The sequence below is a fragment of the Streptomyces sp. NPDC040410 genome, from assembly GCF_055595715.1.
In genome coordinates this window covers 150,020-176,037 of record NZ_JBVIVK010000016.1, presented here as the reverse complement: position 1 = coordinate 176,037, position 26,018 = coordinate 150,020, and the positions used below count along the sequence as shown (strand labels likewise).

Here is a 26,018-nt window from a genome sequence, read left to right as displayed (position 1 = left end):
CCCGTCAAGGAGCGGCGTCCGGTGCGTGCTCTCGGCGTGCCGGCCGGAAGTCCTCGTACTGGACGTACTTGGGCTTTCGGCCGGTGCGGCGAGAGAGCGTGCCGGGCGTCGCGACGGGGCGAACCTTGGCTGACGCGGCACTAGCGGCCCGCCTCCTTCGACACCAGTGCCACCGCCTCGTCCACGTCGTCCGTGATGTGGAACAGCATCAGGTCCTTCTCCGCGGCCTTGCCCTGGGCCACGAGCGTGTTCCTGAGCCACTCGATCAGGCCGCCCCAGTACTCGCTGCCGAAGAGGACGATGGGGAAGCGAGTGACCTTCTGGGTCTGGACCAGGGTGAGGGCCTCGAAGAGCTCGTCCAGTGTGCCCAGGCCGCCCGGCAGGACCACGAACCCCTGGGCGTACTTCACGAACATCATCTTCCGGACGAAGAAGTAGCGGAAGTTGAGGCCGATGTCGACGTACGGGTTCAGCCCCTGTTCGAAGGGGAGCTCGATGCCCAGGCCGACCGAGATGCCCTTCGCCTCGCACGCCCCCTTGTTGGCCGCCTCCATCGCTCCGGGCCCGCCGCCGGTGATCACGGCGAAGCCGGCCTCCACCAGGCCCCGGCCCAGGCGCACGGCCGCGTCGTACTCGGGTGAGTCCACCGGCGTGCGCGCCGAGCCGAACACGCTGATCGCGGCCGGGAGTTCGGCGAGCGTGCCGAAGCCTTCGATGAATTCCGACTGGATCCGCAGCACGCGCCAGGGGTCCGTGTGGACCCAGTCCGTCGGGCCGCCCGCGTCCAGCAGCCGCTGATCCGTCGTGCTCGCCTGCACCTGGTCGCGCCTGCGGAGGACCGGTCCCAGGCGCTGCTCCTCCGGTGGCTGCTTCTTGCCCTCGGGGTTCCCGGTAGCCATGTGCGCTCCCTCCGCTCGCGGGTATTTCCACCTCAGCGTAGATCTACGCGGGTTACGGACGGGGGACGTATGCGTGTCCGCCTTTGAAGCGCCACCGGCCGCAGCCCCGCCGTCAGGCCGTCAGCCAGGCCCTCAGCCGCTCCTCCGCCTCAGGGATGAGGGACGCCTTGACCCGTTCGTCCACCTTGTGGGCCAGGAGCGGGGCACCCGGACCGTAGTTCACCGCCGGCACCCCCAGCGCGCTGAAGCGGGCGACGTCGGTCCACCCGAACTTGGGGCGGGCCTCGCCGCCGACAGACGCCAGGAAGGCCGCCGCGGCCGGGTGGGTCAGGCCGGGGCGTGCGCCGCCGGTGTGGTCGTCGATGACGAACTCGTCCACCCCGCAGTCCGCGAAGTACTCGCGCACGAATGCCTCGGCCTCCTCCTCGCTGCGGTCCGGCGCGTAGCGGAAGTTGACGACGAGCGTGCAGGCGTCGGGGATGACGTTGGTGGCCACGCCTCCCTCGACGCGGACGGCGTTGAGGCCCTCATGGAACCGAAGGCCGTCCACGACCGGCTTGCGCGGCTGGTAGGCGGCCAGCTTCGCGAGGGCCGGGGCCGCCGCGTGGACCGCGTTGGAGCCCATCCACGCACGCGCGGAGTGCGCGCGCTCCCCGTGGAACTTCAGGAACACCCTCAGCGTGCCCTGGCAGCCGCCCTCCACCTGACCGTCCGTCGGTTCCAGCAGCACCGCGAAGTCGCCTTCGAGCCACTCCGGGTGGACCTCCGCCACGTGCTTCAGGCCGTTCAGGTCCGCGGCGACCTCTTCGTTGTCGTAGAAGACGAAGGTCAGGTCCCGGTTCGGGGCCGGGACCGTCGCCGCGAGGCGCAGCTGAACCGCCACTCCCGACTTCATGTCGCATGTGCCGCATCCCCAGAGCACGCCCTCCTCGTCCAGCCGGGACGGCACGTTGCCCGCGATCGGGACCGTGTCGATGTGGCCGGCGAGGATCACGCGTTCGGCCCGGCCCAGGTTCGTGCGGGCCACGACGTTGTTGCCGTACCGGTCGACCGTCAGGTGCGGCAGGGCGCGCAGGGCGGACTCGATGGCGTCCGCGAGCGGCTTCTCGGTGCCGCTCTCCGAGGGGAAGTCGACGAGCTGCGCGGTGAGCTTCGCAGCGTCCAGCGTGAGGTCAAGCGGGATATCGGCCATGCCGTCGACCCTAACGCGCCGGAGGCCGGCCATCGTTTCCCCACCCGGCACCGGCGGACCGCGGGCCTCCAGTACCTTGTACGCGTGCCAGAGCCGTCCCCCACCTCTCCCAAGGGTCGCCGAGGCCGCCTCTTCCGGTTCGGGGCGGCCTTCATGGTCCTGCTCTCCGTCGCCGGTTACCTCGTGGTGCAGTACGTCGCCGGAGGATCGGGCGCGCCGGGCTGCAAGGTCGTGTCGGGCAGAGCGGACGGCGCGACGTACGAGTTCACGCCGGAGCAGGCGGTGAACGCGGCGACCATCGCGGCCGTGGGCACGGGGCGCGGTCTGCCCGGGCGGGCCGTGACGATCGCGCTCGCGACCGCGCTGCAGGAGTCGGGGCTGCGCAACATCAGCCACGGCGACAGGGACTCGCTCGGACTGTTCCAGCAGCGCCCCTCGCAGGGCTGGGGCACGAGGAAGCAGATCATGGACCCGACGTACGCGGCGGACGTCTTCTACGAGCACCTGGTCAAGGTGCGCGGCTACCCGAAGCTCCCGCTCACCGTCGCCGCGCAGCGGGTGCAGCGCAGCGGTTATCCGACGGCGTACGCGAAGCACGAGCCGGACGCCACGTTGCTGGCCGCCGCCCTCACAGGTACCTCGGCGGCCACGCTGACCTGCGACGGGCGCCCGGCCGCCTCCGTGGCCGCGGGCCCTGAGGTGGTGCGGTCCGCGCTCGTCCGGGACTTCGGGCGGGATGTGCTGGAGCCGCTCGGCGCGGAGGTGAGCGGCGCCGGGCCGGCGCATTCGCCGACGCCCACCCCCTCCGCGAGCGGGAGCGGCGGGCGGACCGTGACGCTGCCCGTGACCGAGGAGAAGGGCGGCGGCCCGGGCAACGGCGCGGGCCGCAGCGTACGGCAGCGCGGCTGGCAGCTGGCGCACTGGGCGGTGGCCAACGCCTCCGCGCTGCACATCCAGCGCGTCTCGTACGGCGGCCGGGAGTGGACGGCCGGGAACACCGACAGCCAGTGGCGTACGGCCGGGGCGCAGAGCGGTTCGGAATCCGGCGAGGGAGCGGTCCGGATCCTGACCGCGCAGTAGTGCGGCCGATCACTCGCAGGGGTTGTGCGGGCCGGGGTCGTGCAGCGGGGTGCGCAGGTTTTCGTGCGGTCACTCTCGCGCCCGTGAGAGACCTTGCGAACAAAGAGCTGTAAGGATTCGGCAGACTTTCGGACCGGGCGCCTTTTGCCCGAATTTATCCACAGCCGATAATGCGACGCATTGCCAACTCTTTACATTTGGGCGCCGCAACCTTCGCGGGCTTCGAGCGGTAGTCACTGCGTCCGAGCCCGGACGATCAATTGCCGGGCACGGCCAACAGTTCATCGTTCTCTCCGTCGAAGGAGCAACATGTCCCTCCCCCTGACCCGCCGGATCGCCCGTGCCGCGCTGCTCGTCGCTGCGGGGGCGGCTGCCGGGGTCGGTGCGGCCGGCTCCGCGAGCGCGGCCCCCGAACTGCCGGCCACCCCGAACCTCGGCGGGCTGACCGCCCTGGACGGGGCGAACGTCGGCACCACCGCCGACGGCGCGGCTCAGAACGTGACCGGCCTCGCCGGCGACGCGGGCGGCAAGACGGTCAAGAAGGCGGTGCCGACCGCGGGCAAGGCCGGCGGCAAGGTCGTGAAGCAGACGGCGCCGGCGGTGCAGAGGGCCGCGGGGTCCGCGGCCGGGTCTGCCGGGGATGTCCTCGGTGACGCGGCGAAGACGGCGACGAAGGGTGGAGTGCCGACGCAGTCGCTGGGCGGGCTGCCGATTGGCTAGCGCAGGCCTGAACGGTGGCGGGGTCCGGGGTGCTCTCCTGGGCCCCGTCGCCGTGTTCGAGCTTGCGTCGGCAGGGTGGGGTGTGGCTGCGCACGTCCGCGCGGGTGACCTACCGGGTCAGCCTCTCCACTGCTGTTCTCACGCGCTCGTCCGTCGCCGTCAGGGCCACGCGTACGAACCTTTCGCCCGCCTCGCCGTAGAAGTCGCCCGGGGCGACCAGAATGCCCTGCTCGGCCAGGTGGGCGACCGTGTCCCAGCAGGACTCGTCCCTGGTGGCCCAGAGATAGAGGCTGGCCTCGCTGTGTTCGATGCGGAAGCCGTGGTTCAGCAGGGCCTCGCGCAGGACCGTGCGGCGGGACGCGTACCGTTCCCGCTGCTCCCGGACATGGGTGTCGTCGCCCAGGGCCGCGATCACCGCCGCCTGGGTCGGGGCCGAGGTCATCATGCCGCCGTGCTTGCGGATCTCCAGCAGGGGGCCGAGGACCGCCGGGTCACCGGCCAGGAAGGCCGCGCGGTAGCCCGCCAGGTTGGAGCGCTTGGAGAGCGAGTGGACGGACACGATGCCCTCGAACGAGCCGCCGTTCACCTCGGGGTGCAGGACCGAGACCGGGTCCGCCTCCCAGCCCAGCTCGAGGTAGCACTCGTCGGAGAAGAGCAGGACGCCGTGCTCCCGGGCCCAGGCCACGATCCGGGTCAGTTCCCGCTTGTCCAGCACTTTGCCGGTGGGGTTCGACGGTGAGTTGAGCCAGAGGAGCCTGAGGCCGGTCGGGTCCAGGTCCGTCGGGTCGTCGTAGACCTCGTGGTCCGCGCGGGCCAGGCGGGCGCCCACCTCGTAGGTCGGGTAGGCCAGACGCGGGTGAGCGACCTTGTCGCCGGGGCCGAGGCCCAGCTGGGTCGGGAGCCAGGCGACCAGTTCCTTGGAGCCGACGATCGGCAGGACGTGCCTGTGCGTCACCCCGCGGGCGCCCAGACGGCGCTCCACCCAGCCGGTGATCGCGTCGCGCAGCTCCGGCGTGCCCCAGACCGTCGGGTAGCCCGGCGAGTCCGCCGCCGCGATCAGCGCCTTCTGGACCAGCTCGGGGACCGGGTCGACCGGAGTGCCGACGGACAGGTCGACGATGCCGCCGGGGTGGGCGGCGGCCGTCGCCTTGTACGGGACCAGCTTGTCCCAGGGGAAGACGGGGAGACGGTCGGAGACTGCGGACACGGGTTCTGGCTCACTTTCTCGTACGGCAGCGCTCGTACGGCAAACGCCTCGGCCCCGTACGGCGATCAAGGGCGATCAGGCCGTACGGGACCGAGGCGGCGCGGCTGCGGGCGCCCGCCGGCCTTGTCAGGCCTGCGGCGGCAGTGCGGCGATGAAGGGGTGGTCGCGCTCGATCAGCCCCAGCTTGCTGGCGCCGCCGGGAGAGCCGAGTTCGTCGAAGAACTCGACGTTCGCCTTGTAGTAGTCCTTCCACTCCTCCGGAGTGTCGTCTTCGTAGAAGATCGCCTCGACCGGGCAGACCGGCTCACAGGCACCGCAGTCGACGCATTCGTCCGGGTGGATGTACAAGGACCGCTGGCCCTCGTAGATGCAGTCGACCGGGCACTCCTCGATGCACGCCTTGTCCTTGACGTCGACACAAGGCTGCGCGATGACGTAGGTCACGCTGTCGTTCCTCCTCGATAGGGCGCTGGCGGGCCTCCACAGGCTCCGCCGCCTGGCGCGCGGGAGCGCGGCGTCGTCGATGCCCGCCTCTAGTATCTCCGTTCTTGGGCATGATCCGAACAGGAGGGGTGAACTGACCTGTGGAAATCTCTTCGACAGGACGCCTCGTGGTCCGTATCACCGCTGCTGACGTGGGCAAACGGGTCTCCGTCCGGGCCCTCGTCGAACACGCGGGACCGGGTGAGAAGTTCACCGACACGGTGGGTGTTCTCACATCATGGGACGACGATGTGCTGCTGATCACACGGAAGGACGGGGAGACCGTCCGGATTCTGGAATCCGTGCTGGTCGCGGGCAAGGTCGTGCCGTCTGCGCCGGCCCGTCGGCGGGGGCCCGCGGCCTCGTACGAGGAGCTGGCACGGGTCGCCTCGCGCGCGTGGCGGCCGGTGGAGAGCGAGCGGCTGGGCGAGTGGGAGCTGCGGGCCGCAGTGCAGAAGGAGCCGCGCGAAGCGCGTCCATGGGGGGCGGTGGTCGGGCGACGGGCGGGCTTCACCCGGCGGGCGAACTCGGTGCTGCCGCTCGGCGACCCCGGCCTGCCGCTCGACGAGGCACTGACCGTCGTACGCCGCTGGTACGGCGACCGTGGCCTGCCCGCCTACATCCAGACCGCGACCGGCGCCGAGGGCACGCAGGAACTGCTGTGCGCGGAACTGGAACGGCGCGGGTGGGTGCGCGAGGTGACCGCCGAGCTGTGGATCGGGGCGCTCGCGCCGATAGCCGACGCGGGTGACGCCTCCGGGGTCACCCTGTCCCGGACGGCGGACGAGGCGTGGCTGACGCGCTACCAGCGCAAGGGAGTGAGCGAAGTGGCCCTGAAGGTGCTGGGCGGTGGGCCCTCGGTGTGGTTCGCGACCGTGCCGGGCGCCGAGCCGGGCGCGACTCCCTCCGCGATCGGGCGGTGTGTCGTCGACGGGCGCTGGGCCTCCTTCGCCGCCGTGGAGGTGGATCCGGCGCAGCGGCGGCGGGGGCTGGCCACCACCGTGATGGCCGCGCTGGCCCGGAGGGCCCTGGACGAGGGCGCGTCGGCCGCGTGGCTCCAGGTCGAGACGGACAACGCGGGTGCGAGGGCGCTGTACGAACGTCTGGGCTTTGCGGCACACCACGCGTACCACCACTACCGCGAACCGGGAAGTGCCGGAACGGGCCGGTACCGATCGCCGTGAGAGGGCACGAGCCTGCTATGCGTCCCCTTTACCCCCCGCCCCCCGAACGCTCCGCGGAACTGCGCCGGCGGTTCGCCGAGGAGGCGCGGTACGAGCGGCCCGACCTGTCCGCGCTGTGCCTGCTGCTCGGCGCGGAGGCCGACGGAGCACTGGACGAGGCGGGCATGGACGCCGCCCAGATCGAGCTGGACGAGCTCGCCGGGCGGCTGCCGTTCCGGCCCGGCGGGCCGCGTTCCTGGGCCGTGGCCGTGCGGGAGCTGCTCGGCGAACATTGCGGGTTCAGAGGGGTGCCGGCGGACTACCGGCGTCTTGAGTCGTCCCTGCTGCACCAGGTGCTGGTGCGGCGCAGGGGGCTGCCGATCCTGTTGTCGGTGGTGTGGATGGAGGTGGCGAGGAGGGCGGGGGCGCCGGTGTACGGGGTGGCTCTGCCGGGGCACTTCGTCGTCGGGTTCGGGACGGACGAGCAGCAGGTGCTGGCCGATCCGTTCGACGGGGGGCGGGTGCTCAGCGGGGCCGACGCGGAGTTGCTGGTGGCCGGGGCCACGGGGGCGCCGTTGCATCCCTCGATGCTCGGTCCTGCGGAGCCGCTGGAGGTGGTGGTGCGGATTCTGAACAACATCCGGGCGTGGGCGGCGGCTCGGCCCGAGCGGTCGGATGTGTCGCTGTGGGCGGTCGAGCTGTCGCTGCTGCTTCCTTCGCATCCCGCGCGGTTGCGGTATGAGCGGGCGCGGTTGCTTGTTCAGCGGGGTGACTTTTTCAAGGGTGCTGCTGAGCTCGAGGCGTATGCCGAGGTGGTGGGCGTGGTGGATGAGCCTGCGGCTGAGAGGGTGCGGCAGCAGGCCCATGCGGCGCGGGCGATGTTGAACTGACCGTCCGCTCGGCGCCGTGGGGGCTGTGATGTCGGGCGGCTGCGTCTTACGCCCGCCTACAACCAACCCTTCTCCCGTGCGATCCTCACCGCCTCCGCCCTGTTCCGTACCGCCAGCTTCTGGATGGCCGTCGAGAGGTAGTTGCGGACCGTGCCCTGGGACAGGTGGAGTGCTGATGCCAGCTCCGCGTTCGTCGAGCCGTCCGCCGCCGCGCGGAGGATCTCGCGTTCGCGGTCCGTCAGGGGGTTGGCGCCCTCCGCCAGGGCCGCCGCCGCCAGGGTGGGGTCGATCACCCGCTGGCCCGCCAGCACCTTCCGTACCGCTTCCGCCAGTTGGGCAGCGGGGGCGTCCTTGACGAGGAAGGCGTCGGCTCCGGCCTCCATGGCGCTGCGGAGGTAGCCGGGGCGGCCGAACGTGGTGAGGACCACCAGCTTCACGTCCGGGAGCTCCCTGCGCACCAGGGCCGCGGCCTCGATGCCGGTCGCGCCGGGCATCTCGATGTCGAGCAGGGCCACGTCCACGCCGTGTTCCCGGGCGGCCGCCAGCACCTCGTCGCCGCGGGCCACCTGGGCGACGACCTCGATGTCGTCCTCGAGGCCGAGCAGGGCGGCCAGGGCCTCGCGGACCATCGACTGGTCCTCGGCGAGCAGGACCTTGATCGTGGGGCTCATGCGCCGGATCCTACGTCCGCTGCGATACCGGCGGGCACGCGGGCGACGAGCCGGAAGCCGTGCCGTGTGCGGCCCGCCTCCAGCGAGCCGGCCGCCTTCTCCATCCGCTCGGCCAGGCCGGTGAGGCCGTTGCCGGGGCCCTTGCCGGAGCCGCCCGAGCCGTTGTCCTCGACGGACAGTTCGAACACGGACCCGCCGAGGGTCTGGCGGCGCAGGAGTTCGACCGTGCAGCGCCTCGCGCCGCTGTGGCGTACGACGTTGGTGACCGCCTCGCGCAGCGCCCAGGCGAGGGCGGACTCGCTGTTCTCGGGGACGCCGCTGAGGTCCGGTTCGGCGGGGAGGTCGGCGGTGACGCCGGCTGCCGTCAACGCGACCTGGGCGCCCGCGAGTTCGGCGGCCAGGCGGGGGCGCCGGTAGCCGGTGACGGCCTCCCGGACGTCGACCAGCGCCTGGCGGCTGACCTGTTCGATGTCGGCGATCTGCCGGGCCGCCTTGTCGGGGTGGCCGGGGAGCATGCGGCCCGCGAGTTCGCTCTTCAACGTGATGAGGGACAGGGAATGTCCCAGCAGGTCGTGCAGATCGCGGGCCAGGCGCAGCCGCTCCTCGTTGGCGGCCAGCTGGGCGACGGTGGCCCGGGCCTGGCGCAACTCCACCGTCGTGCGGACCAGGTGGACGACACCGGTCATCGCGAAGCCTATGAGGAGCACCAGGACGACCAGATCCAGGGCTTCACTCTCGCCGACGTGCAGCCCGACCAGCAGCATCACTCCGGCCGTCCCCGGGATCGCCCAGTACGCCGCCCGCAGGGGGAGGGTGACGCCGCAGGCGACGGAGACGTAACAGTAGAGGCCGAGCCAGGAGGCGCCGAGCGTGAAGCACAGCAGGGTCGCGAGCGCGCCGAGCGCGACGATCAGGCCGTTGACGAGGTTGGGGGCGAACGGCGTGGCACCCATGTTCCGGAAGACCAGCGCCAGATAGACGCCGACGAAGACCGCCAGGCCCAGCCAGGCGGCCACGGTGCCCGCGGTGGTGTGGTTCCCGGAGACGAGGTCGTGGACCGGCGAGCTGAGGAAGACGAGCCAGACGCCGATCCACAGCACCTTGCGTCGCAGCAGCCCGCGCCGGTCGCGGGGCGCCTGGCCCAAGGGGATCAGCGGCTCCCGTCCGGCTTGCTCGAACAGCGGGTCTTCCGTCATGGCGCTCACGCCTTCAGCGTGTCCTTCCGGTACAGCCAGGCCGCGCCGCCCGCGAACAGGGCGAAGTAGACGGCGAGGACGGCGATGTCCTGGGCGTGCGGGGCCTGACTCTGTTCGATCGCCCGCCCCAGGGCAGCGTACGCGTGCGTGGGCAGCCACTCGGCGATGTCCTGCAGCCAGGCGGGGAAGGTCGTCGTCGGCATCCACAGGCCGCCGAGCATGGACAGCCCGAAGTAGGTGATCATCGTGATCGGGCGGACCGCGTCCCCGCTCGCCAGATAGCCGAGGGCGACGCCGAGCGCGGCGAAGACGAGGCTGCCGGCCCAGATCGCGCCGGTGAGGGCGAGCCACTGCCAGGCGTCCAGGCGTACGTCCTTCACCGCGGCGGCCACGACGAAGACGATCACGATCGACGGCAGGCTGACCACGGCCGCACCTGCCGTCTTGGCGAGGACGTAGCCGCGCCCCGGGAGCGCGGTCAGCCGCAGCTGCCGTACCCAGCCGCTCTCGCGTTCCTTGGCGATGCGCTCGCTGTTGCCCATCAGGACGGCGGTCAAGGCGCCGAACGAGGCCATGGAGACCATCATGTAGGTCGGCAGGGTGAGGCCGGTGCCGTCGACCTCGGTGGTGCTGTCGGCACTCCCCGCGATGAGCAGGAACAGCGCCGAGGGGTAGATCACCGAGAAGAACAGGAACTTGCGGTTGCGCAGGGCGCGGGTGAGTTCCAGCCTGATCAGACTGTTCATGACGTACGGGCCTCCTCGGCCTCGGTGATGGCGACGAACGCCTGCTCGAGCCCGAGCCCGGCGACTTCGAGGTTGCGGGGGTACACGCCGAGGCCGTACAGGGCGTGGACGGTCGCGTCGGCGTCACTGGACTGGATGCGGACGGTCCGCCCCGAGCCGGCGGCGGAGCCGCTGTTGGACACCGCCACCGACGTCAGGAAGGGCAGCGCGCGCAGGGAGGTCTCGTCGATCGGGTCGTCGAGCAGGTCGAAGGAGATCCGGCGTGCTCCCGCCTTCGCCTTGATCTCGGCCGCCGTGCCGTCCGCGAGCAGCCGGCCCCGGTGCAGGACGAGGACGCGGTCGGCGATCGCGTCGGCCTCCTCCAGGTAGTGCGTGGCGAACAGGACGGTCCGGCCCTCGTCGGCCTGCTCGCGCATGGTGGCCCAGAAGGCCTGGCGGGCGGTGACGTCCATACCGGTGGTCGGCTCGTCCAGGACGATCAGGTCGCTGTCGCCGGCGGTGGCGAGGGCGAAGCGGACGCGCTGGGCCTGGCCGCCGGACAGCTTGTTGACCTTGCGGTCGGCGATCTGCGCGATGCCGGCCCTGGCGAGGACGTCCCTCACGCGGTACGGCCTGGGGTGCAGGTCGCAGGCGAGCCGCACCAACTCGGCGGCCGTGACCTCGTCCATCAGCCCGCCGCTCTGCAGCATCGCGCCCACGCGCCCGGCGACGATGGCCTCGCGCGGGCCGGCGCCGAGGACGCGGACCGTGCCGGTGTCGGCCTGCTTGAGGCCGAGCAGCAGATCGAGGGTGGTGGACTTGCCCGCCCCGTTGGGGCCCAGCAGGGCCACGGTTTCGCCGGGGTGCAGCCGGAGGGACAGCCCGTCGACGGCCCGTACGCTCCCGTAGCTCTTGCTCACCTGATCGAACCCGACCACCGGGGTGGTGGTCGCCGCTGTTCTCGTCATGTGATCCATCGTGGCCGCGAGGGCCGGACGGCCGGCAGTGTCGGCGGTCCTGACTGCCGGATGACAGATGTCATGCGCAAGCGGTGACGTACGACGAGAGGGGCACCCGGCGATCGCCGGGGTGCCCCTCTCGGTGGAGCGAGGCCGGGCTAGCTCGGGTCGGTGTCTATGACCGCGGTCCGGTCGGTTTTGCTCATGAGCGCCAGGCGCAGGGCGCTGTAGACGTCCTCGACCGTGACGGCCGTCTTCTTGCCGGTGGCCCGGGTGATCAGCACACCGTCGAAGGTCTGGCCGTAGAGCTCCTTCAGCGCGGCTTCGTCGTAGTCGTCGACGAGCTTGCCGTCGACGGCCTTGACCCTGAGGAACTTCCACAGCGAGTTCTGCGGGCTGAAGGCGATCGAGTGCGCGGCGTCCGTCTGCACCGTGACGTTGGCCGACATCGCGGGCTGCGCGAACTTCTTCATCATCCGGTCGACCTCGGCGTTCGAGACCGTCGGCTGCTTGGTGGTCGTGGCGACCGCCACCGGGGTGAGGGCGTCGGTCTCCACCTGGGCCCGGAACGCGTCCTCGACCGCCTGGGTCGACCTGTCGACGTCGATGGTCTTGCCCGCCTTGCCGTACACGGCGACGGCCTTGCCGGCCTGGAACTTGATCGTGCCGTCGGTCGCCGGTCCGGAGCCGCCGGCGGCGTCCGCCAGCTCGGCGTGCAGCTTCTCCTCGTCGACCGGCATGACCGGCTCCACGACCCGGTGGTTGCCGAACAGCGAGCCGATGACCGAGACCGGGTTGTAGTCGCTCTTCGCGGCCGCGCGGACCGTGGCCTGGGTGTCGAACTGCAGCCCCGCCTGATCCGGCTTGAGCGAGACGGTGTCGCCGCCGACCGACAGCTTCAGCGCCTTGTTCACACGGTCACCGAAGGCGTCGTCGAGCTTCTTGACGGCGTCGTCGCGCGTGCCGCCGCCGATGTCGACGCCGAGCACCGTGGTGCCCTTGGGCACGTCGGAGTGGTTCATCAGCAGCCCGGCGCCGTAGGCGACACCGCCGAGGACGACCACGCCGCCGCCGAGCAGCACCAGTTTGCTGCGGCCCTTCTTTTTCTTCTTGCCCGGGGCGGCGGGCACGTTCTGCGAGACCGGCTCGGGCAGCTTCGGGGGCGTGTGCGACAGCGGCCCGTCACCGCGGGCACCCGGCCCGAACGGCGCGTTCTGGGCGGGCGACGGCACGACGGGGATGCCGCTGGTGACGGTGTGCCCGGAGACGTTGTCCGCCGCTCCGTAGCCGCCGGGGCCGGGCTCGGGGGCGGGCTTCTGCGGGGTGAGGATCGCGGTGTCGTCGCTCAGGCCGCCACCGGGGACGCCGGGGCCGCCACCGACGCGGGGGGCGCCGGGCAGCGTGCCCGGGCCGCCGGGAACCGTGCCGGGGCCGCCACCGAGGCGGGGGGCGCCGGGCGGGGTGCCCGGGGCGCCGGGAACCGTGCCGGGGCCGCCACCGAGGCGGGGGGCGCCGGGCGGGGTGCCCGGGGCGCCGGGAACCATCCCGGGGCCGCCACCGACGGGCGGCACCAGCGGGCCGTCTCCGGTGACGGGGCCGCCGGTCGGGCCCGCGGGGCCCTGCCGGCCGCCCGGACGGCCGGGGCCGTTCGGCGCGTTGAAGCCACCCTGGCCGTTCGGGCCGCCGTAGCCGTTCGGGCCACCCTGCCCGCCGTAGCCGTTCTGGGTGCTCTGGGCGCTCTGGGCGCTCTGGGCGCTCTGGGTGGTCTGAGCATTCTGCCCGTTCGGCCCGTTCTGGTCGCCGTTCCCGTTCTCCGAGAAGTACGGCAGGGCGTCACGGCGCGGCTCGCCGCTGCCCGTGCCGGGGCGTGCGCCGTTACCGAGCGGTCCTGCGGCCAGCGCCTCGGTGACGTCGAAGGAGCCGGTGCCGCCGCCGTGTCCGGGGGCCACGGGCCCGCCGGTGGCGCCGGGGAGCCCGGCACCGTTCGTAGCGCCGGAGCGGGAGCCGCCCGGCAGGCCCATCGAGCCGACCACGCCACCGGGACGGCCGGCGCTCGGACGCGCGCCCTCAGGACGCGCACCGCCGGAAGCACCCGCGGCACCGGGAGCACCGGGCACACCGGCACCCTTGGGAGCACCCGCACCGTTCGACGCGGCCGGAACCCCCGAAGCACCGGGCACACCGGCACCGTTGGCGGCTCCGCCGTCCTGACTGCCCTTGGCCGGCGAGGACTTGCGGGGCGCGAACCAGTCGCTGGTCTTCTCCTCGGCCGCGGCCGAAGGCTCGGCGGGGCGTTCGGCCGCACCCGTGGAGGAGGCGGCGCCGGGCGCCGGCATCTCGGTCTCCGAGGTGTCGTCGGAGGACTGGGCGTCCGCGACCGGCGTGCGGACGACGACCGGCGGAATGGGCCGCGATCCGGGAATGTTGATCCGGATCCGGGTCGTCAGCGTGGTTTCGGTCTTGCGTTCCTCCGGCTGCGCGGCCGAACGGCCCGCTTCCGCATGGGCGTCGGAAGCCATGGGGGTTCCGTACGGCGGCGTCCCCGAGGGGTATGCGGCTCCGCCGCGCCCGTCGGGCCCGGAGGACGGAGTGTCAGTTTCACGACTCAAGGCAGGTTCTCCCGGTTGGCTCCGCCGCCCGTTTCGACCTCTCTCGGGCGGCTCGGCGGCGCGCACCACCATACTGGCCGCCTCTGGCGCGTATCTCAGGACCGCCGGGGAAACCCACACGGGACTCGCACGCGCGAGATATGGCGAAGTGGTACGTCACTTGCCAAGTCGGACGCCGTCGCCGCGCGGTTGCCGCCCCGGCCCAAGGGTGGCGCAGATCACAGCGACGGCCATGCCGCCGAGCAGGAAGAGGTAGGAGCCCGCTCCTGCGGCGAAGACGAAGTCGCCTTCCGGACGGCTGGTGGTGAGCAGGATGACGGCGAGCATCCAGCCGCCCGCGGACGCGACGGCCCCGCCCCGGCTGCCGGCGGCCCGCGCCGCGCCCAGGCACAGCCCGGCCTCGCCCGTGAGCGCGAGCAGGAGTCCGCCCGGGAACCAGCCGGCCTGCACCAGCGCCCCGGCCGCGCCGACCAGTGCGCCGAGCACGAAGAACCCCAGGTAGGCAGCGGCCCGTGCGACGGAGGGGCGCTGCAGCGGCTGGGCGAGCATCGAGGTGCGGTCGCTCATGACGCCTCCCCGATCCCGGCGAACAGATCGGTCTCACGCGCACCGGAGGGATGCTCTCCGCGCACCAACTCGTAGTACTCGGTGGTGAAGACGGGCTGGGCGAGCTCGTTGGAGAGCACGAAGTACGGCTGGGCGGGGGCCACTTCGATCTGTGTGGCGTGCGCGCCCATCGCCGCCCTCTTGGCGGCCGCGTGCGCGGTGCCGTCGATCTCCGTGGTGATCCGCTCGTCGTCCACGACGCCCGGTACGTCGTCGAGCGTGGCCGTCCTGTCGAAGGGGAGGTCCGGCAGGTCCCGCTCGAGCCGGGCGAAGCCCTCCTCGCCGACGGAGCGGGGGACGCGGTTCCAGTAGACCTTGGGGATCTCCCAGCCGGCCTCGGCGGCCAGCTCGACGGCGCGCATGGCGACGCGGTGGGCCTGGATGTGGTCGGGGTGGCCGTAGCCGCCGTCGGGGTCGTAGGTGACGAGGACCTGGGGGCGTACGTCGCGGATCACCTCCACGAGGAGCCGGGCGGCGTCGTCGACGTCGGCCTGCCAGAAGCAGGCGGTGTCGTCGTTGTCGGCGAGGCCCATCATTCCCGAGTCCCGGTAGCGGCCCGGGCCGCCGAGCAGACGGAAGTCCTCGACGCCGAGTTCGCCCATCGCGGCCGTGAGTTCGCGCAGGCGGTGTTCGCCGAGTGCGGCACCTGCCAGATGCCCGAGATGGGGCGGAATGACCTCGCCCCGCTCGCCGAGAGTGCAGGTGACCAGCGTCACCCGCGCACCCTCGGCCGCGTACTTGGCCATGGTCGCGCCGTTGTTGATCGACTCGTCGTCCGGGTGCGCGTGCACCAGCAGCAGACGACGGGCGGGCAGTTCCGTCATGGACCCACCCTACGAGGCGACGGCTCCGGCCCCGAGCAGGGTCAGAACTTGATGCTGCCGATCATGCCCGCGATGTTCGTCGTCAGCTCGCTGATCGTCGGAGCGACCGTCGACGAGGCCAGGTAGAAGCCGAGGAGGACGCACACGACCGCGTGCCCGCCTTTCAGCCCCGACTTCTTGATCAACAAGAAGACGATGATCGCCAGCAGCACCACCGCCGAAATCGAGAGTGCCACGGCGGCTCACCTCCAAAGGGCCCGGGGACACGGGGGGTCGGACTAAGGGGGCAGACAAGTCCATACAGCAGCCAGCGGGTTCATACCCACTATGCGCTAGTGATCATAACTATCCGCACTCGCGCATCGGTCGGCGCACTGCCGCACAAGGGGGCGCATGGCCAATATGGTCAGGGCATGACGACGACGTCCGACTCCTTCCCCCGCCGCCACGCCCGCACCCAGCGGTTCACGCTCGGCGCGCCGCGCGCGTTCACCGTGGCGCCCGACGGTTCCCGTGTCGCCTTCCTGCGCTCGACATCCGGCACGGACCGGGCGAACGCACTGTGGGTGCTCGACCTGACGGAGGGCGGGGAGCGTGTGGCGGCCGACCCGCGGGCCCTCCTGGGCGGCGCCGCGGAGCACCTCTCGCCCGAGGAGCGGGCACGGCGCGAGCGGAGCCGCGAGGGTGGCGCCGGCATCGTCGGCTACGCCACCGACACGGCCGTCGAGCTGGCCTCTTTCGCCTTGTCAGGGCGGCTTTTCGCGGCGGAGCTGCGCGCGGGCACGGCACGTGAACTCGCGGTCCCCGGGCCGGTGATCGACCCGCGCCCGTCCCCCGACGGCCGGCACATCGCGTACGTCGCGCAGGGGGCCCTGCGAGTGGTGGGTGCGGAGGGCGAGGACGACCGGGCGGTCGCCGCACCGGAAGCGGCCGAGGTCGCCTATGGTCTGGCGGAGTTCATCGCTGCCGAGGAGATGGGCCGGTCGCGGGGCTTCTGGTGGGCTCCGGAATCGGACCGGCTGCTGGTCGCGCGGGTGGACGACACGCCGGTGCGGCGGTGGTGGATCTCCGACCCGGCTCACCCGGAGCGTGATCCACAACACGTCGCGTATCCGGCGGCGGGCACCGAGAACGCGGACGTACGGCTGTTCGTGTTCGGGCTGGACGGGGTGCGCACGGAGGTCGTCTGGGACCGGGCGCACTTCCCTTATCTGGCACATGTGCACTGGTCAGCGGCGGGTGCGCCGCTGCTGCTCGTCCAGGCACGCGACCAGCGCAGCCAGTTGTTCCTGGCGGTGGACCCGGAGACGGGAGCGACCCGGATGGTGCACGCCGACGAAGATCCGGTTTGGCTGGAACTTTTCGCCGGGGTGCCCTGCTGGAGCCCCTCCGGACAGCTCGTGCGGATCGCCGACGAGGGCGGCGCGCGGGTCCTCGCGGTCGGCGAACGCCCGCTGACGGGAGCACAGCTGCACGTCCGCGCCCTGCTGGACGTGGGGGACGACGACGTGCTGGTCTCGGCGTCGGCCGGGGAGCGCGCCGCCGCCCCGGAGACCGGCGAGGTGCACGTGTACCGGGTGAACGAGCTCGGCGTGGAGCGCGTCTCGCAGGAGCCCGGCGTGCACTCGGCGGTGCGCGCCGGGGGCGTGACGGTACTGGTCTCCGCCACGCTCGACCGGCCGGGCACCCGAGCACAGGTACTGCGCGACGGAAAGCGGGCGGCGGCTGTCACCTCATACGCCGAAGATCCCGGTTTGTCCCCGCGCGTGACCCTCACCCAGGGGGGCGCACACAGAATCCCGTGCGCCGTGCTTATGCCTACGGACTACCCCGGTGACACGCCCCTCCCCGTCCTCATGGACCCCTACGGCGGGCCGCACGGCCCGCGCGTGGTCGCCGCGCACAACGCGCACCTCACCTCGCAGTGGTTCGCGGACCAGGGCTTCGCGGTGGTCGTCGCCGACGGCCGCGGCACCCCCGGCCGCTCCCCCGCCTGGGAGAAGGCGGTCCACCACGACTTCACGGTCTCCCTCGAGGACCAGATCGAGGCCCTCCAGGACCTGGCCAGGACCTACCCTCTCGACCTGTCCCGGGTGGCCATCCGCGGCTGGTCCTACGGCGGCTGGCTGGCCGGCCTCGCGGTGCTGCGCCGCCCCGACGTCTTCCACGCGGGCATCGCCGGCGCCCCGGTGACGGACTGGCGCCTGTACGACACGCACTACACGGAGCGGTACCTGGGCGACCCGGCCGCGCACCCGGCGTCGTACGCCAAGAGTTCCCTCGTCACCGACGAGGGCCTGTCCTCGCCCGCCACGCCCCACCGTCCGCTGATGATCGTGCACGGCCTGGCCGACGACAACGTGGTGGTCGCCCACGCCCTGCGGCTGTCCTCCGCCCTGCTGGCCGCGGGCCGCCCGCACGAGGTGCTCCCCCTGTCCGGCGTGACCCACATGACCCCGCAGGAACAGGTCGCGGAGAACCTGCTGCTGCTCCAGGTGGACTTCCTCAAGCGTTCCCTGGGCCTGGCCTAGGCCCTGACGCCGCGGAGCCCGCCCTCCGGGCGGACGACGGGAATGTGACGACAGGATCGGCAAAGCAGCGGGCCGGGGTGACATGGCGCCGCCCCGGCCCGCTTACGGCACCCGCACGGCCGTACGCTGTTCAGCGTGACGTGTCCGTATATCGGGACCGGGTCGGCCAAGTTGCCTGCGCGTTAACACAGTTCGCCGGTGTTTGTGTCGGTTAGTCCGTCCCTGCCATGTGATCGTCCGTCACGTTCTCCGGCGGCACCACCTGTTTCTCCTCCGCGAAGTGGCAGGCCGAGTCATGGACGGCGGGACCGCTCGCGAAACGGAACTCGGCGGGTACCGCGAGCGCCGGCACCTCCAGCGCGCAGCGCTCCCGCGCCTTCCAGCAGCGGGTGCGGAAGCGGCAGCCGGAGGGGATGTCCGCCGGGGACGGCACGTCGCCGGCGAGGATGATCCGCTCCCGGTGCTCCCGCGCCTCCGGGTCGGGCACGGGCACCGCGGACAACAGCGCCTGGGTGTAGGGGTGCGTGGGATGGTCGTAGATCTCGGCGTCCCTGCCGATCTCCACGATCCGCCCGAGGTACATCACCCCGACCCGGTCCGAGATGTGCCGCACGATCGACAGGTCGTGGGCGATGAAGATGTAGGAGAGGTCGAACTCGTCCTGCAGTCCCGCCATCAGGTTGATCACCTGGGCCTGCACCGACACATCGAGTGCGGAGACCGGCTCGTCGGCCACGATGATCTCCGGGCGCAGTGCCAACCCCCGTGCGATGCCGATGCGTTGGCGCTGGCCGCCGGAGAACTGGTGCGGATAGCGGTTGATGTGCTCGGGGTTCAGACCGACGACGTCGAGGAGCTCCTGGACCTTCTTCCTCCGGTCGCCCTTGGGCGCGACCTCGGGGTGGATGTCGTACGGCTCTCCGATGATGTCGCCCACCGTCATCCGGGGGTTGAGGGAGGTGTACGGGTCCTGGAAGACCATCTGGATGTTGCGCCGTACGGCCTTCAGCGCGCGGCCGGACAGACCGGTGATGTCCTCGCCCTTGTAGCTGATCGTCCCGGCCGTCGGCTTCTCCAGGTGAACGAGCATCTTGGCGACCGTCGACTTGCCGCAGCCGGACTCGCCGACGATGCCCAGGGTTTCGCCCTGGCCCAGGGTGAAGTCGACGCCGTCGACCGCCTTCACCGACCCGACCTGCTTCCTGAACAGAATCCCCCGGGTGAGCGGATAGTGCTTGACCAGCCCGCTGACCTCCAGAATCGGCTCAGCCATGCAGGCACTCCCTCCAGAAGTGGCAGGCGCTTCCGCGGGCCGTGTCCGAACCGTCCACGCCGTAGAGCGGCGGCACGTCGGTACGGCACACGTCCTGGGCCATCGGGCAGCGGGGGTGGAAGGCGCATCCCGGCGGGATGTGCATGAGGTTGGGCGGCAGGCCCTTGATGGCGTAGAGCTCCTGGCCCTTCTGGTCCAGGCGCGGGATCGACTCCAGCAGCCCCTTCGTGTACGGGTGGGCGGGCGCCTTGTAGATGTCGTGGACCGGGGCCGACTCGACGATCCGGCCCGCGTACATCACCGCGATCCGGTCCGCGACGTCGGCGACCACGCCGAGGTCGTGGGTGATGAGGATGAGCCCCATGCCGAGTTCGCGCTGCAGCTCGGCGAGCAGCTCCATGACCTGGGCCTGGACGGTGACGTCGAGGGCGGTGGTCGGCTCGTCGGCGATGATCAGCGCCGGTTCGAGGGCCAGCGCCATGGCGATCATGATGCGCTGGCGCATGCCGCCGGAGAACTGGTGGGGGTAGTCGCGCACCCGCTGGGCCGCGGCCGGGATGCGCACCCGTTCCATCAGCTCGACGGCCTTCGCCCGCGCGTCCTTCCTCGACATCGCCCGGTGCACCACGAACATCTCGCCGAGCTGGTCGCCCACGGAGAGCACGGGGTTCAGTGCCGAGAGCGCGTCCTGGAAGATCATCGCCATCTCGGCGCCGCGGATCCTCCTGCGCTCCTCCTCCTTGAGCGTGAGCAGGTCCTGGCCCTGGAAGAGGATCTCACCGCCGGTGATCCTCCCGGGCGGGATGTCGAGGATCCCCATCACCGCCTGCGCGGTCACGGACTTCCCGGAGCCGGACTCGCCGAGCACCGCGAGGGTCTCGCCCTCGTCCACGCTGTAGTCGACGCCGTTGACGGCCTTGGCGACCCCGTCCCGGGTCCGGAACTCCACATGCAGGTCACGCACTTCGAGCAGCATGACGGCGGCTCACCTCAGCTTCGGGTCGAGGGCGTCGCGCACCGCGTCGCCGAGCATGATGAACGCGAGCACGGTGACGGCGAGCGCCCCGGCGGGCCACAGCAGCATGTGCGGGGCCTGCCGGATGTACTGGGACGCCGCGGAGATGTCGATGCCCCAGCTGACCGTCGGCGGCTTCAGCCCGACGCCGAGGTACGACAGGGTCGCCTCCAGCGCGATGTACGTGCCGAGCGCGATGGTCGCCACGACGATCACCGGCGCGACCGCGTTTGGTGCGATGTGGCGAAGCAGCAGCCGGGAGTTGGAGGCGCCGAGCGCCCGTGCGGCGTGGACGTAGTCGTTCTGTTTGGCGGTGATGACCGAGCCGCGGGCGATCCGGGAGATCTGCGGCCATCCGAGGAGCACCATGAACCCGATGACCGGCCAGACGGTGTTGCTGGTCACCACGGACAGCAGGACCAGACCGCCGAGGACGACGGGGATGGCGAAGAACACGTCGGTGATCCGGGACAGGAACGAGTCCGAGAGCCCGCCGAAGAAGCCGGCGAGCCCGCCCAGGACCGAGCCGAGGATCGCGACCCCGAGCGTGGCGCAGACACCGACCGTGACGGACGTACGGGCGCCGTAGACGACACGGGTGTAGACATTGCAGCCCTGGCCGTCGTAGCCGAACGGCGCACCGGGCTGGGAGCCCTCCTGGGCCCTGGCGAGGTCGCACTTGAGCGGACTGCCGGAGGCGATCAGGGACGGCCAGACCGAGATGACGACGAGGAAGAGGATGACCAGCCCCGAGACGATGAAGACGGGGTTGCGGCGCAGGTCGCGCCAGGCGTCGGACCAGAGGGAGCGGGGCTTGCCCTGGGGGCCGGTGCGGTCGGGCCCGCCGGGGGCCCGACCGCCGGAGGCGGCTGATGACTGCGGCTCCAGCGTCTCGCCCTCGCCGATGGCGAGGTCCATCGCGCCTCCCATGCCGGTCGAGGCGATCGCGGCCTCGGTCTCGTAGGGCTGCTCAGGCATAGCGGATCCTGGGGTCGAGTACCGCGTACAGGAGGTCCACGAGCAGGTTGGCGATCAGGAAGACCAGGACGAGGACCGTCACGAAGCCGACGACGGTCTGGGTGTTCTGGCGGAGGATGCCCTGGTAGAGCTGGTAGCCGACGCCGTGGATGTTGAAGATCCGCTCGGTGACGATCGCACCGCCCATCAGGGCGCCGATGTCCGTGCCGATGAAGGTGACCACGGGGATCAGCGAGTTGCGCAGCAGGTGCCGGGTGGTGACGCGTCGTCTCGGCAGTCCCTTCGCGACGGCCGTACGGACGTAGTCGGACCGTTTGTTCTCCGCGATGGAGGTGCGGGTCAGCCGGGTCACGTAGGCGAGTGAGACGGAGGCGAGGACGAGGCCCGGCACGATCAGCTCGCCGAACGTGGCGTCCGTGGACACCGACGGCTTGATCCAGCCCCACTCGACGCCGAGCAGTAGCTGCAGCAGGAGGCCGGTGACGAAGGTGGGGACGGAGATCACGACGAGGGTGAGGAGGAGGACCGAGGTGTCGACGGGCCGTCCGCGGCGCAGGCCGGTGACGACGCCCAGCGTGATGCCGATGACGATCTCGAAGAGGATCGCCACGACGGTGAGCCGGATGGTGACCGGGAACGCCGTCGCCATCAGCTCGGTGACCTCCTGGCCGTTGAACGCGGTGCCGAAGTCGCCGGTGAAGACGTTCCCCATGTAGGTCAGGTACTGCTGCCAGACCGGCTTGTCGAGGCCGAACTCCTTCTTCAGCTGGGCGGCCGTGGCCGGGTCGCACTGCTTGTCGCCGCACAGGCCCGCGATGGGGTCGCCCATCACGTTCACCATCAGGAAGATCAGCAGCGTGGCGCCGAAGAAGACCGGGATCATCTGCAGCAGGCGCCGGACGACGTAGCGACCCATGGCGGCTCAGCTGACCTTGATCTCGTTGTAGACGGGGACGCTGAACGGGTTGAGCCTGACGTCCGAGAGCCGCTCCGAGTAGCCGGCGCTGCCGTTCTGGTACCAGAGCGGGATGGCGGCCATGTTGTCGCGGACGACCTCCTCGGCCTGCTGGAACGACTGGACCGCCGTGGCGGTGTCGGTCTCGGTGTTGGCCTGGTCGACGAGGTCGTCGAAGTCCTCGTTGGACCACTTGCCGTCGTTGGAGGAGGCGTTGGTGTAGTAGAGCGGCTGGAGGAAGTTCTGGATGAGGGGGTAGTCCATCTGCCACCCTGCCCGGAACGGCCCGCTCATCTTCTTGTCGGTGATCTGGTTGCGGAAGTCGGCGAAGGTGCCGACCGGGTTGCCGACGCAGGCCTTGTCGTTGTCGAGCGCGTTGTTGATGGAGTTGCAGACCGCGTCGACCCACTCCTTGTGGGAGCCGGTGTCCGCGTTGTACGTGATCTTGACCTGGCCGCCGGGCAGGCCGCCGCCCTCCTCGATCAGCTTCTTCGCCTCGTCCGGGTCGTACTCGCAGCCGTCGCCGCACAGGCCTTTCTTGAAGCCGCCGTCCGCGCCGAGGACCGGTGAACTCCAGTCCGTGGCGGGGGTGCGGGTCTTCTGGAAGATCGTCTGCGTGATCTGGTCGCGGTTGATCGCCATGGACAGGCCCTTGCGGACCTTCGCCGAACCGGGCTTGTTCCAGTCCGGGTCGTAGTACGGGAAGGCGAGGGTCTGGATGATGCCCGCGGGGGTGTTGATGTACCGGTCACCGAGGTCGCTCTGGGCGTTCTTGAGCTGGGCGGCCGGGACGTCGTCGACGAGGTCGAGGTTGCCGGCCATGAGGTCGGTGTAAGCCGTGTTGTTGTCGGTGTAGACCTTCAGGGTCACACCGCCGTTCTGGGCCTTGTCCGTGCCGGGGTAGCCGTCCCACTTCTTCAGGGCCATCTGCGAGCCCTTGGTGTACGAGTCGATGGTGTACGGCCCGTTGCCGACCGGCTTCTGGAGCCAGGCGTCGTGGTCGTCGAAGAAGGCCTGGGGCAGCGGCGCGAAGGCGGGGTAGCCGAGCGTGTCGGGGAACGTCGAGAACTTCTGGCTGAGTTTGACGGTGAAGGTCCTGGTGTCGACGACCTTGAGACCGGAGAGGGTGTCGGCGCTCTGCTTGCTGCCGTCCTCCGGGTGGGTCTTGTCGTAGCCGTCGATATAGCCGAAGAAGTACGCGTTCCGCTGGTTGTTCTTCAGGCTGGCGCCGTAGTTCCAGGCGTCGACGAAGGACTTGGCGGTGACGGCCTCGCCGTTGCTGAAGGTCCACCCGCTCTTGATGGTGATGGTGTAGTTCTGCGAGTCCGTGGTCTCGATCTTCTCGGCCAGCATGTCCTCGGCCGCACCGGTCTCCGGGTTGTACTTCTTCAGGCTCCGGAAGATCATGTCGAGGACCTTGCCGCCCTGCACCTCGTTGGTGTTGGCGGGCTCCAGCGGGTTCTGCGGGTCCCCCCAGGAGGAGCTGAGCGTCGCGCTGCCGTCCTCGCTGCCGGTGCCGCTGTCCCCGCCCCCGCAGGCCGTCGCCGCGAGGGCTACCACCACCGCGCATGCGGCCCGTCCGGCGTGCGTGGCTCCGCGCATGGAGTGCCTCCTCGTGAGGGCGCTGGGCACCAGCGCCGGTGCATTGATCCTTTATCGGTCAATATCGACCCATAAAGTGCTCATCGCACACGTACTCCACCCTTTCGGGGGGTGGGGCACCTCAGAAAACGCGACCGGGGGCGGAGGCCGTCGCCTCCGCCCCCGGTCGCGTCACCCTGGCGTATGTCCGAGCCGGCGTCAGTCCTTGCCGACGGAACCCTTCGCGGTGTTCTCGCTCCCGGCGTGCTCCTCCAGCGCCTTCAGCGCCGGGTCGAGGATGACGTCCTGGTCACGGGCCTCCGTTGTGGGGTCCTCCGGGAAGTGGCAAGCCGTCAGGTGCCCGGCGCGGTTGCCGGAGATCTGGACCAGCGGCGGCTCCTCGGTCGCGCACTTGTCCTGCGCCTTCCAGCAGCGGGTGCGGAAACGGCAGCCGGACGGCGGGGCGATCGGCGAGGGGACGTCACCGAAGAGACGGATCCGCTCACGGCGCTCCGCGTCGTCGTCGACCTCGACCTCGGGCACGGCCGACAGCAGCGCGTGGGTGTACGGGTGCCGCGGCCGGTTGTAGATCGAGTCCCGGTCGCCGACCTCGACGACCTTGCCGAGGTACATCACCGCGACACGCTGCGAGAAGTGCCGTACGACGGCCAGGTCGTGCGCGATGAAGAGGAAGGCGATGCCCAGTTCGTCCTGGACCTGCTTGAGCAGGTTGACCACCTGAGCCTGGATCGACACGTCCAGCGCGGAGACCGGCTCGTCGGCGACGATCAGCTTCGGGTTCAGGGCCAGCGCGCGGGCCACGCCGATGCGCTGCCGCTGACCGCCGGAGAACTCGTGCGGGAAGCGGTTGTAGTGCTCGGGGTTGAGGCCCACGAGCTCCAACAGCTCCCTGACCCTCTTCTCCCGGCCGCCCTCCGGCTCGATCCCGTTGACCTCCATCGGCGACTTGATGATCGTGCCGACGGTCTGCCGCGGGTTCAGCGAGGAGTACGGGTCCTGGAAGATCATCTGGATCTCGGACCGCACCGGCGCCAGCTGCCTGCGCGAGGCCCGGGTGATGTCCTGACCGGCGTACGTGATCGTTCCGCCGGTCGGGTCCAGCAGACGGGTGATGAGCCGGCCCGTGGTCGACTTGCCGCAGCCGGACTCGCCCACCAGACCGACCGTCTCGCCGACACCGACGCTCAGGTCGACGCCGTCGACGGCCTGGACGGCGCCGACCTTGCGTTTGATCGGGAAGCCGCCGTAGATCGGGAAGTGCTTGGTCAGTCCCTTGACCTCGAGCAGCGTCTCGGCCGGGGCCGTGCCGGTGGAGCCCTGCTGTGCGGGGAGGGTGAGGTTCTCGCTCATGTCTCGGTTCTCCCTAGCGCAGCCGGGGCTGGATCTTGTCGACGAAGATGGTCTGCTTCTGCTCGTCCGTCAGGTGGCAGGCGGCGGCACGGCCCTGGGCCAGCGGCGGCCGGCTGTCGGTGCACAGCGTGCCGGGCACCTCGTCCTTGAAGGTGCACCGAGGGTGGAAGGGGCAGCCCGAGGGAGGGTTGAGAAGCGAGGGCGGCGAGCCGGGGATCGGCACGAGCGCCTCCTCGACGTCACTGTCCAGCCGGGGCATGGAGCTGAGCAGACCCCAGGTGTAGGGGTGCCGGGGCTCGCGCATGACCTCGCGGACGCTGCCGCGCTCGACGGCCCGGCCCGCGTACATCACCAGCAGGTCGTCGGCCATGCTGGAGATGACGCCGAGGTCGTGGGTGATGAAGATGATCGCGGAGCCGAACTCCTGCTGGAGGTCTTTGAGCAGGTCCAGGATCTGGGCCTGCACGGTCACGTCGAGCGCGGTGGTCGGCTCGTCGGCGATCAGCAGGTCGGGGTCGCACATCAGCGCCATGGCGATCATCGCGCGCTGGCGCATACCGCCGGAGAACTGGTGCGGGAAGTCGTCGAAGCGCGTCTTGGGCTGCGGGATGCCGACCTTCTCCAGCATCTGGACCGCCCGGTCCTTCGCCTCCTTCTTGGAGGCGCCGGTGTGCTTCATGAACGGCTCGGACAGCTGGCGGCCCACCGTGTAGTACGGCGACAGGGCGGTCAGCGGGTCCTGGAAGATCATCGCCATCTTGTTGCCGCGGAGCCGCTCCAGCTCCCTCTCGGTGGCGGTGACGAGTTCCTTGCCGTCGAGGACGATCTCGCCGTCGATGGTGGTGGTGCGGGGGTTGTGCAGGCCCAGGATCGTCAGGTTGGTGACGGACTTGCCGGAGCCGGACTCGCCGACGATGCCCAGGGTCTTGCCGCGCTCGACGTCGAAGGAGAGGCCGTCGACCGCCTTGACGATGCCGTCCTCGGTGGAGAACTGCACCTTCAGATCACGCACCGACAGGAAGCTCTCCGGGCCGGTCGGGGCCGGGGCGTCCTCGGTCTTGGTCAGTGTGGTCACGGTGGTTCGTTCTTC

At 70.9% G+C, this 26,018-nt stretch carries 24 protein-coding genes; 5 read left to right on the top strand and 19 right to left on the bottom strand.

Features of this window, described 5'->3' with window-relative positions:
- Positions 1-140: 140 nt before the first annotated feature.
- Together ACZ562_RS28650 and dapE are read right to left on the bottom strand one after the other, a co-directional pair.
- Positions 141-899 carry an LOG family protein gene (locus ACZ562_RS28650; protein WP_471184805.1) on the bottom strand — a complete coding sequence of 253 codons (759 nt, stop codon included), beginning with the start codon at positions 897-899 and terminating at the stop codon, positions 141-143.
- Positions 900-1,011: 112 nt separating this feature from the next.
- Positions 1,012-2,091 (bottom strand): succinyl-diaminopimelate desuccinylase, encoded by a 1,080-nt coding sequence (dapE, locus tag ACZ562_RS28645; RefSeq protein ID WP_471184802.1) that lies wholly within the window; start codon positions 2,089-2,091, stop codon positions 1,012-1,014.
- A gap of 84 nt (positions 2,092-2,175) precedes the next feature.
- Here dapE and ACZ562_RS28640 point away from each other — a divergent pair, with 84 nt between their 5' ends.
- Together ACZ562_RS28640 and ACZ562_RS28635 are read left to right on the top strand one after the other, a co-directional pair.
- On the top strand, positions 2,176-3,171 hold the full coding sequence (locus tag ACZ562_RS28640; protein ID WP_471184800.1) for a heavy metal transporter: 996 nt from the start codon (positions 2,176-2,178) through the stop codon (positions 3,169-3,171).
- A gap of 309 nt (positions 3,172-3,480) precedes the next feature.
- Entirely contained in the window at positions 3,481-3,891 is a 411-nt protein-coding gene (locus tag ACZ562_RS28635; protein WP_471184798.1) for an ATP-binding protein, read from the top strand.
- A 109-nt stretch (positions 3,892-4,000) separates the two neighbouring features.
- Here the strand turns inward: ACZ562_RS28635 and ACZ562_RS28630 are convergent, their stop codons facing one another.
- Positions 4,001-5,098, bottom strand: a complete 1,098-nt coding sequence (locus ACZ562_RS28630; RefSeq protein ID WP_471184795.1) for a bifunctional succinyldiaminopimelate transaminase/glutamate-prephenate aminotransferase — start codon at positions 5,096-5,098, stop codon at positions 4,001-4,003.
- Between the two features lie 126 nt (positions 5,099-5,224).
- Positions 5,225-5,542, bottom strand: a complete 318-nt coding sequence (gene fdxA / locus ACZ562_RS28625) for a ferredoxin (RefSeq protein WP_004926152.1) — start codon at positions 5,540-5,542, stop codon at positions 5,225-5,227.
- 140 nt (positions 5,543-5,682) lie between these two features.
- Between fdxA and ACZ562_RS28620 the strand changes: the two genes are divergently transcribed.
- Together ACZ562_RS28620 and ACZ562_RS28615 are read left to right on the top strand one after the other, a co-directional pair.
- Positions 5,683-6,765, top strand: coding sequence for a GNAT family N-acetyltransferase (locus ACZ562_RS28620; RefSeq protein WP_471184792.1), 1,083 nt, complete (start codon positions 5,683-5,685; stop codon positions 6,763-6,765).
- Positions 6,766-6,782: 17 nt separating this feature from the next.
- A complete protein-coding gene (locus ACZ562_RS28615; RefSeq protein WP_471184789.1) occupies positions 6,783-7,634 on the top strand; it encodes a transglutaminase family protein in 852 nt (283 codons plus the stop codon).
- Between the two features lie 56 nt (positions 7,635-7,690).
- On the opposite strand, the gene ACZ562_RS28610 is transcribed toward ACZ562_RS28615, so the two are convergent.
- The 8 genes from ACZ562_RS28610 to ACZ562_RS28575 all read right to left on the bottom strand — a co-directional run bounded on the left by ACZ562_RS28610 (position 7,691) and on the right by ACZ562_RS28575 (position 15,460).
- A complete protein-coding gene (locus ACZ562_RS28610) occupies positions 7,691-8,305 on the bottom strand; it encodes a response regulator (RefSeq protein WP_471184786.1) in 615 nt (204 codons plus the stop codon).
- Positions 8,302-9,501, bottom strand: a complete 1,200-nt coding sequence (locus tag ACZ562_RS28605) for a sensor histidine kinase (RefSeq protein WP_471184824.1) — start codon at positions 9,499-9,501, stop codon at positions 8,302-8,304. The genes ACZ562_RS28610 and ACZ562_RS28605 overlap by 4 nt, the downstream gene beginning before the upstream one ends.
- A gap of 5 nt (positions 9,502-9,506) precedes the next feature.
- Entirely contained in the window at positions 9,507-10,247 is a 741-nt protein-coding gene (locus tag ACZ562_RS28600) for an ABC transporter permease (protein WP_471184783.1), read from the bottom strand.
- On the bottom strand, positions 10,244-11,194 hold the full coding sequence (locus ACZ562_RS28595; protein ID WP_471184780.1) for an ABC transporter ATP-binding protein: 951 nt from the start codon (positions 11,192-11,194) through the stop codon (positions 10,244-10,246). The genes ACZ562_RS28600 and ACZ562_RS28595 overlap by 4 nt, the downstream gene beginning before the upstream one ends.
- A 149-nt stretch (positions 11,195-11,343) precedes the next feature.
- Positions 11,344-13,794 carry a DNA polymerase III subunit gamma/tau domain-containing protein gene (locus ACZ562_RS28590; protein WP_471184778.1) on the bottom strand — a complete coding sequence of 817 codons (2,451 nt, stop codon included), beginning with the start codon at positions 13,792-13,794 and terminating at the stop codon, positions 11,344-11,346.
- Positions 13,795-13,950: 156 nt separating this feature from the next.
- The gene (locus tag ACZ562_RS28585) at positions 13,951-14,361 is read right to left on the bottom strand and encodes a DUF6113 family protein (RefSeq protein ID WP_471184775.1); all 411 of its coding nucleotides are present in this window, start codon (positions 14,359-14,361) and stop codon (positions 13,951-13,953) included.
- Entirely contained in the window at positions 14,358-15,224 is an 867-nt protein-coding gene (mshB, locus tag ACZ562_RS28580) for an N-acetyl-1-D-myo-inositol-2-amino-2-deoxy-alpha-D-glucopyranoside deacetylase (protein WP_471184773.1), read from the bottom strand. The genes ACZ562_RS28585 and mshB overlap by 4 nt, the downstream gene beginning before the upstream one ends.
- A 41-nt stretch (positions 15,225-15,265) precedes the next feature.
- Positions 15,266-15,460, bottom strand: a complete 195-nt coding sequence (locus tag ACZ562_RS28575) for a hypothetical protein (protein WP_030038342.1) — start codon at positions 15,458-15,460, stop codon at positions 15,266-15,268.
- A 177-nt stretch (positions 15,461-15,637) separates the two neighbouring features.
- On the opposite strand from ACZ562_RS28575, the gene ACZ562_RS28570 reads away from it, so the two are divergent.
- Positions 15,638-17,755 carry a S9 family peptidase gene (locus ACZ562_RS28570; RefSeq protein ID WP_471184769.1) on the top strand — a complete coding sequence of 706 codons (2,118 nt, stop codon included), beginning with the start codon at positions 15,638-15,640 and terminating at the stop codon, positions 17,753-17,755.
- Between the two features lie 211 nt (positions 17,756-17,966).
- On the opposite strand, the gene ACZ562_RS28565 is transcribed toward ACZ562_RS28570, so the two are convergent.
- The 7 genes from ACZ562_RS28565 to ACZ562_RS28535 form a co-directional block, all read right to left on the bottom strand.
- Positions 17,967-19,028 (bottom strand): ABC transporter ATP-binding protein, encoded by a 1,062-nt coding sequence (locus ACZ562_RS28565; RefSeq protein WP_471184766.1) that lies wholly within the window; start codon positions 19,026-19,028, stop codon positions 17,967-17,969.
- Positions 19,021-20,004, bottom strand: coding sequence for an ABC transporter ATP-binding protein (locus ACZ562_RS28560; RefSeq protein ID WP_471184763.1), 984 nt, complete (start codon positions 20,002-20,004; stop codon positions 19,021-19,023). Before ACZ562_RS28560 ends, ACZ562_RS28565 begins: the two co-directional genes overlap by 8 nt.
- Before the next feature lie 9 nt (positions 20,005-20,013).
- Complete coding sequence (locus tag ACZ562_RS28555; protein ID WP_471184761.1) at positions 20,014-21,021, bottom strand: ABC transporter permease; 1,008 nt, start codon at positions 21,019-21,021, stop codon at positions 20,014-20,016.
- Entirely contained in the window at positions 21,014-21,937 is a 924-nt protein-coding gene (locus tag ACZ562_RS28550) for an ABC transporter permease (protein ID WP_471184758.1), read from the bottom strand. Before ACZ562_RS28550 ends, ACZ562_RS28555 begins: the two co-directional genes overlap by 8 nt.
- A 6-nt stretch (positions 21,938-21,943) precedes the next feature.
- Positions 21,944-23,578 carry a peptide ABC transporter substrate-binding protein gene (locus ACZ562_RS28545; protein ID WP_471184755.1) on the bottom strand — a complete coding sequence of 545 codons (1,635 nt, stop codon included), beginning with the start codon at positions 23,576-23,578 and terminating at the stop codon, positions 21,944-21,946.
- Between the two features lie 198 nt (positions 23,579-23,776).
- Positions 23,777-24,928 carry an ABC transporter ATP-binding protein gene (locus tag ACZ562_RS28540; protein ID WP_471184754.1) on the bottom strand — a complete coding sequence of 384 codons (1,152 nt, stop codon included), beginning with the start codon at positions 24,926-24,928 and terminating at the stop codon, positions 23,777-23,779.
- Between the two features lie 13 nt (positions 24,929-24,941).
- Positions 24,942-26,003, bottom strand: coding sequence for an ABC transporter ATP-binding protein (locus ACZ562_RS28535; protein WP_471184751.1), 1,062 nt, complete (start codon positions 26,001-26,003; stop codon positions 24,942-24,944).
- Between the last annotated feature and the right edge of the window lie 15 nt (positions 26,004-26,018).

What these genes read in the sequence shown, in the direction of transcription:
- ACZ562_RS28650 (WP_471184805.1), bottom strand. Translation starts at nt 899, where the DNA reads ATGGCTACCGGGAACCCCGAGGGCAAGAAGCAGCCACCGGAGGAGCAG.
- dapE (WP_471184802.1), bottom strand. Translation starts at nt 2,091, where the DNA reads ATGGCCGATATCCCGCTTGACCTCACGCTGGACGCTGCGAAGCTCACC.
- ACZ562_RS28635 (WP_471184798.1), top strand. Translation starts at nt 3,481, where the DNA reads ATGTCCCTCCCCCTGACCCGCCGGATCGCCCGTGCCGCGCTGCTCGTC.
- ACZ562_RS28615 (WP_471184789.1), top strand. Translation starts at nt 6,783, where the DNA reads ATGCGTCCCCTTTACCCCCCGCCCCCCGAACGCTCCGCGGAACTGCGC.
- ACZ562_RS28610 (WP_471184786.1), bottom strand. Translation starts at nt 8,305, where the DNA reads ATGAGCCCCACGATCAAGGTCCTGCTCGCCGAGGACCAGTCGATGGTC.
- ACZ562_RS28605 (WP_471184824.1), bottom strand. Translation starts at nt 9,501, where the DNA reads ATGACGGAAGACCCGCTGTTCGAGCAAGCCGGACGGGAGCCGCTGATC.
- ACZ562_RS28600 (WP_471184783.1), bottom strand. Translation starts at nt 10,247, where the DNA reads ATGAACAGTCTGATCAGGCTGGAACTCACCCGCGCCCTGCGCAACCGC.
- ACZ562_RS28595 (WP_471184780.1), bottom strand. Translation starts at nt 11,194, where the DNA reads ATGACGAGAACAGCGGCGACCACCACCCCGGTGGTCGGGTTCGATCAG.
- ACZ562_RS28585 (WP_471184775.1), bottom strand. Translation starts at nt 14,361, where the DNA reads ATGAGCGACCGCACCTCGATGCTCGCCCAGCCGCTGCAGCGCCCCTCC.
- mshB (WP_471184773.1), bottom strand. Translation starts at nt 15,224, where the DNA reads ATGACGGAACTGCCCGCCCGTCGTCTGCTGCTGGTGCACGCGCACCCG.
- ACZ562_RS28570 (WP_471184769.1), top strand. Translation starts at nt 15,638, where the DNA reads ATGACGACGACGTCCGACTCCTTCCCCCGCCGCCACGCCCGCACCCAG.
- ACZ562_RS28565 (WP_471184766.1), bottom strand. Translation starts at nt 19,028, where the DNA reads ATGGCTGAGCCGATTCTGGAGGTCAGCGGGCTGGTCAAGCACTATCCG.
- ACZ562_RS28560 (WP_471184763.1), bottom strand. Translation starts at nt 20,004, where the DNA reads ATGCTGCTCGAAGTGCGTGACCTGCATGTGGAGTTCCGGACCCGGGAC.
- ACZ562_RS28555 (WP_471184761.1), bottom strand. Translation starts at nt 21,021, where the DNA reads ATGCCTGAGCAGCCCTACGAGACCGAGGCCGCGATCGCCTCGACCGGC.
- ACZ562_RS28550 (WP_471184758.1), bottom strand. Translation starts at nt 21,937, where the DNA reads ATGGGTCGCTACGTCGTCCGGCGCCTGCTGCAGATGATCCCGGTCTTC.
- ACZ562_RS28545 (WP_471184755.1), bottom strand. Translation starts at nt 23,578, where the DNA reads ATGCGCGGAGCCACGCACGCCGGACGGGCCGCATGCGCGGTGGTGGTA.
- ACZ562_RS28540 (WP_471184754.1), bottom strand. Translation starts at nt 24,928, where the DNA reads ATGAGCGAGAACCTCACCCTCCCCGCACAGCAGGGCTCCACCGGCACG.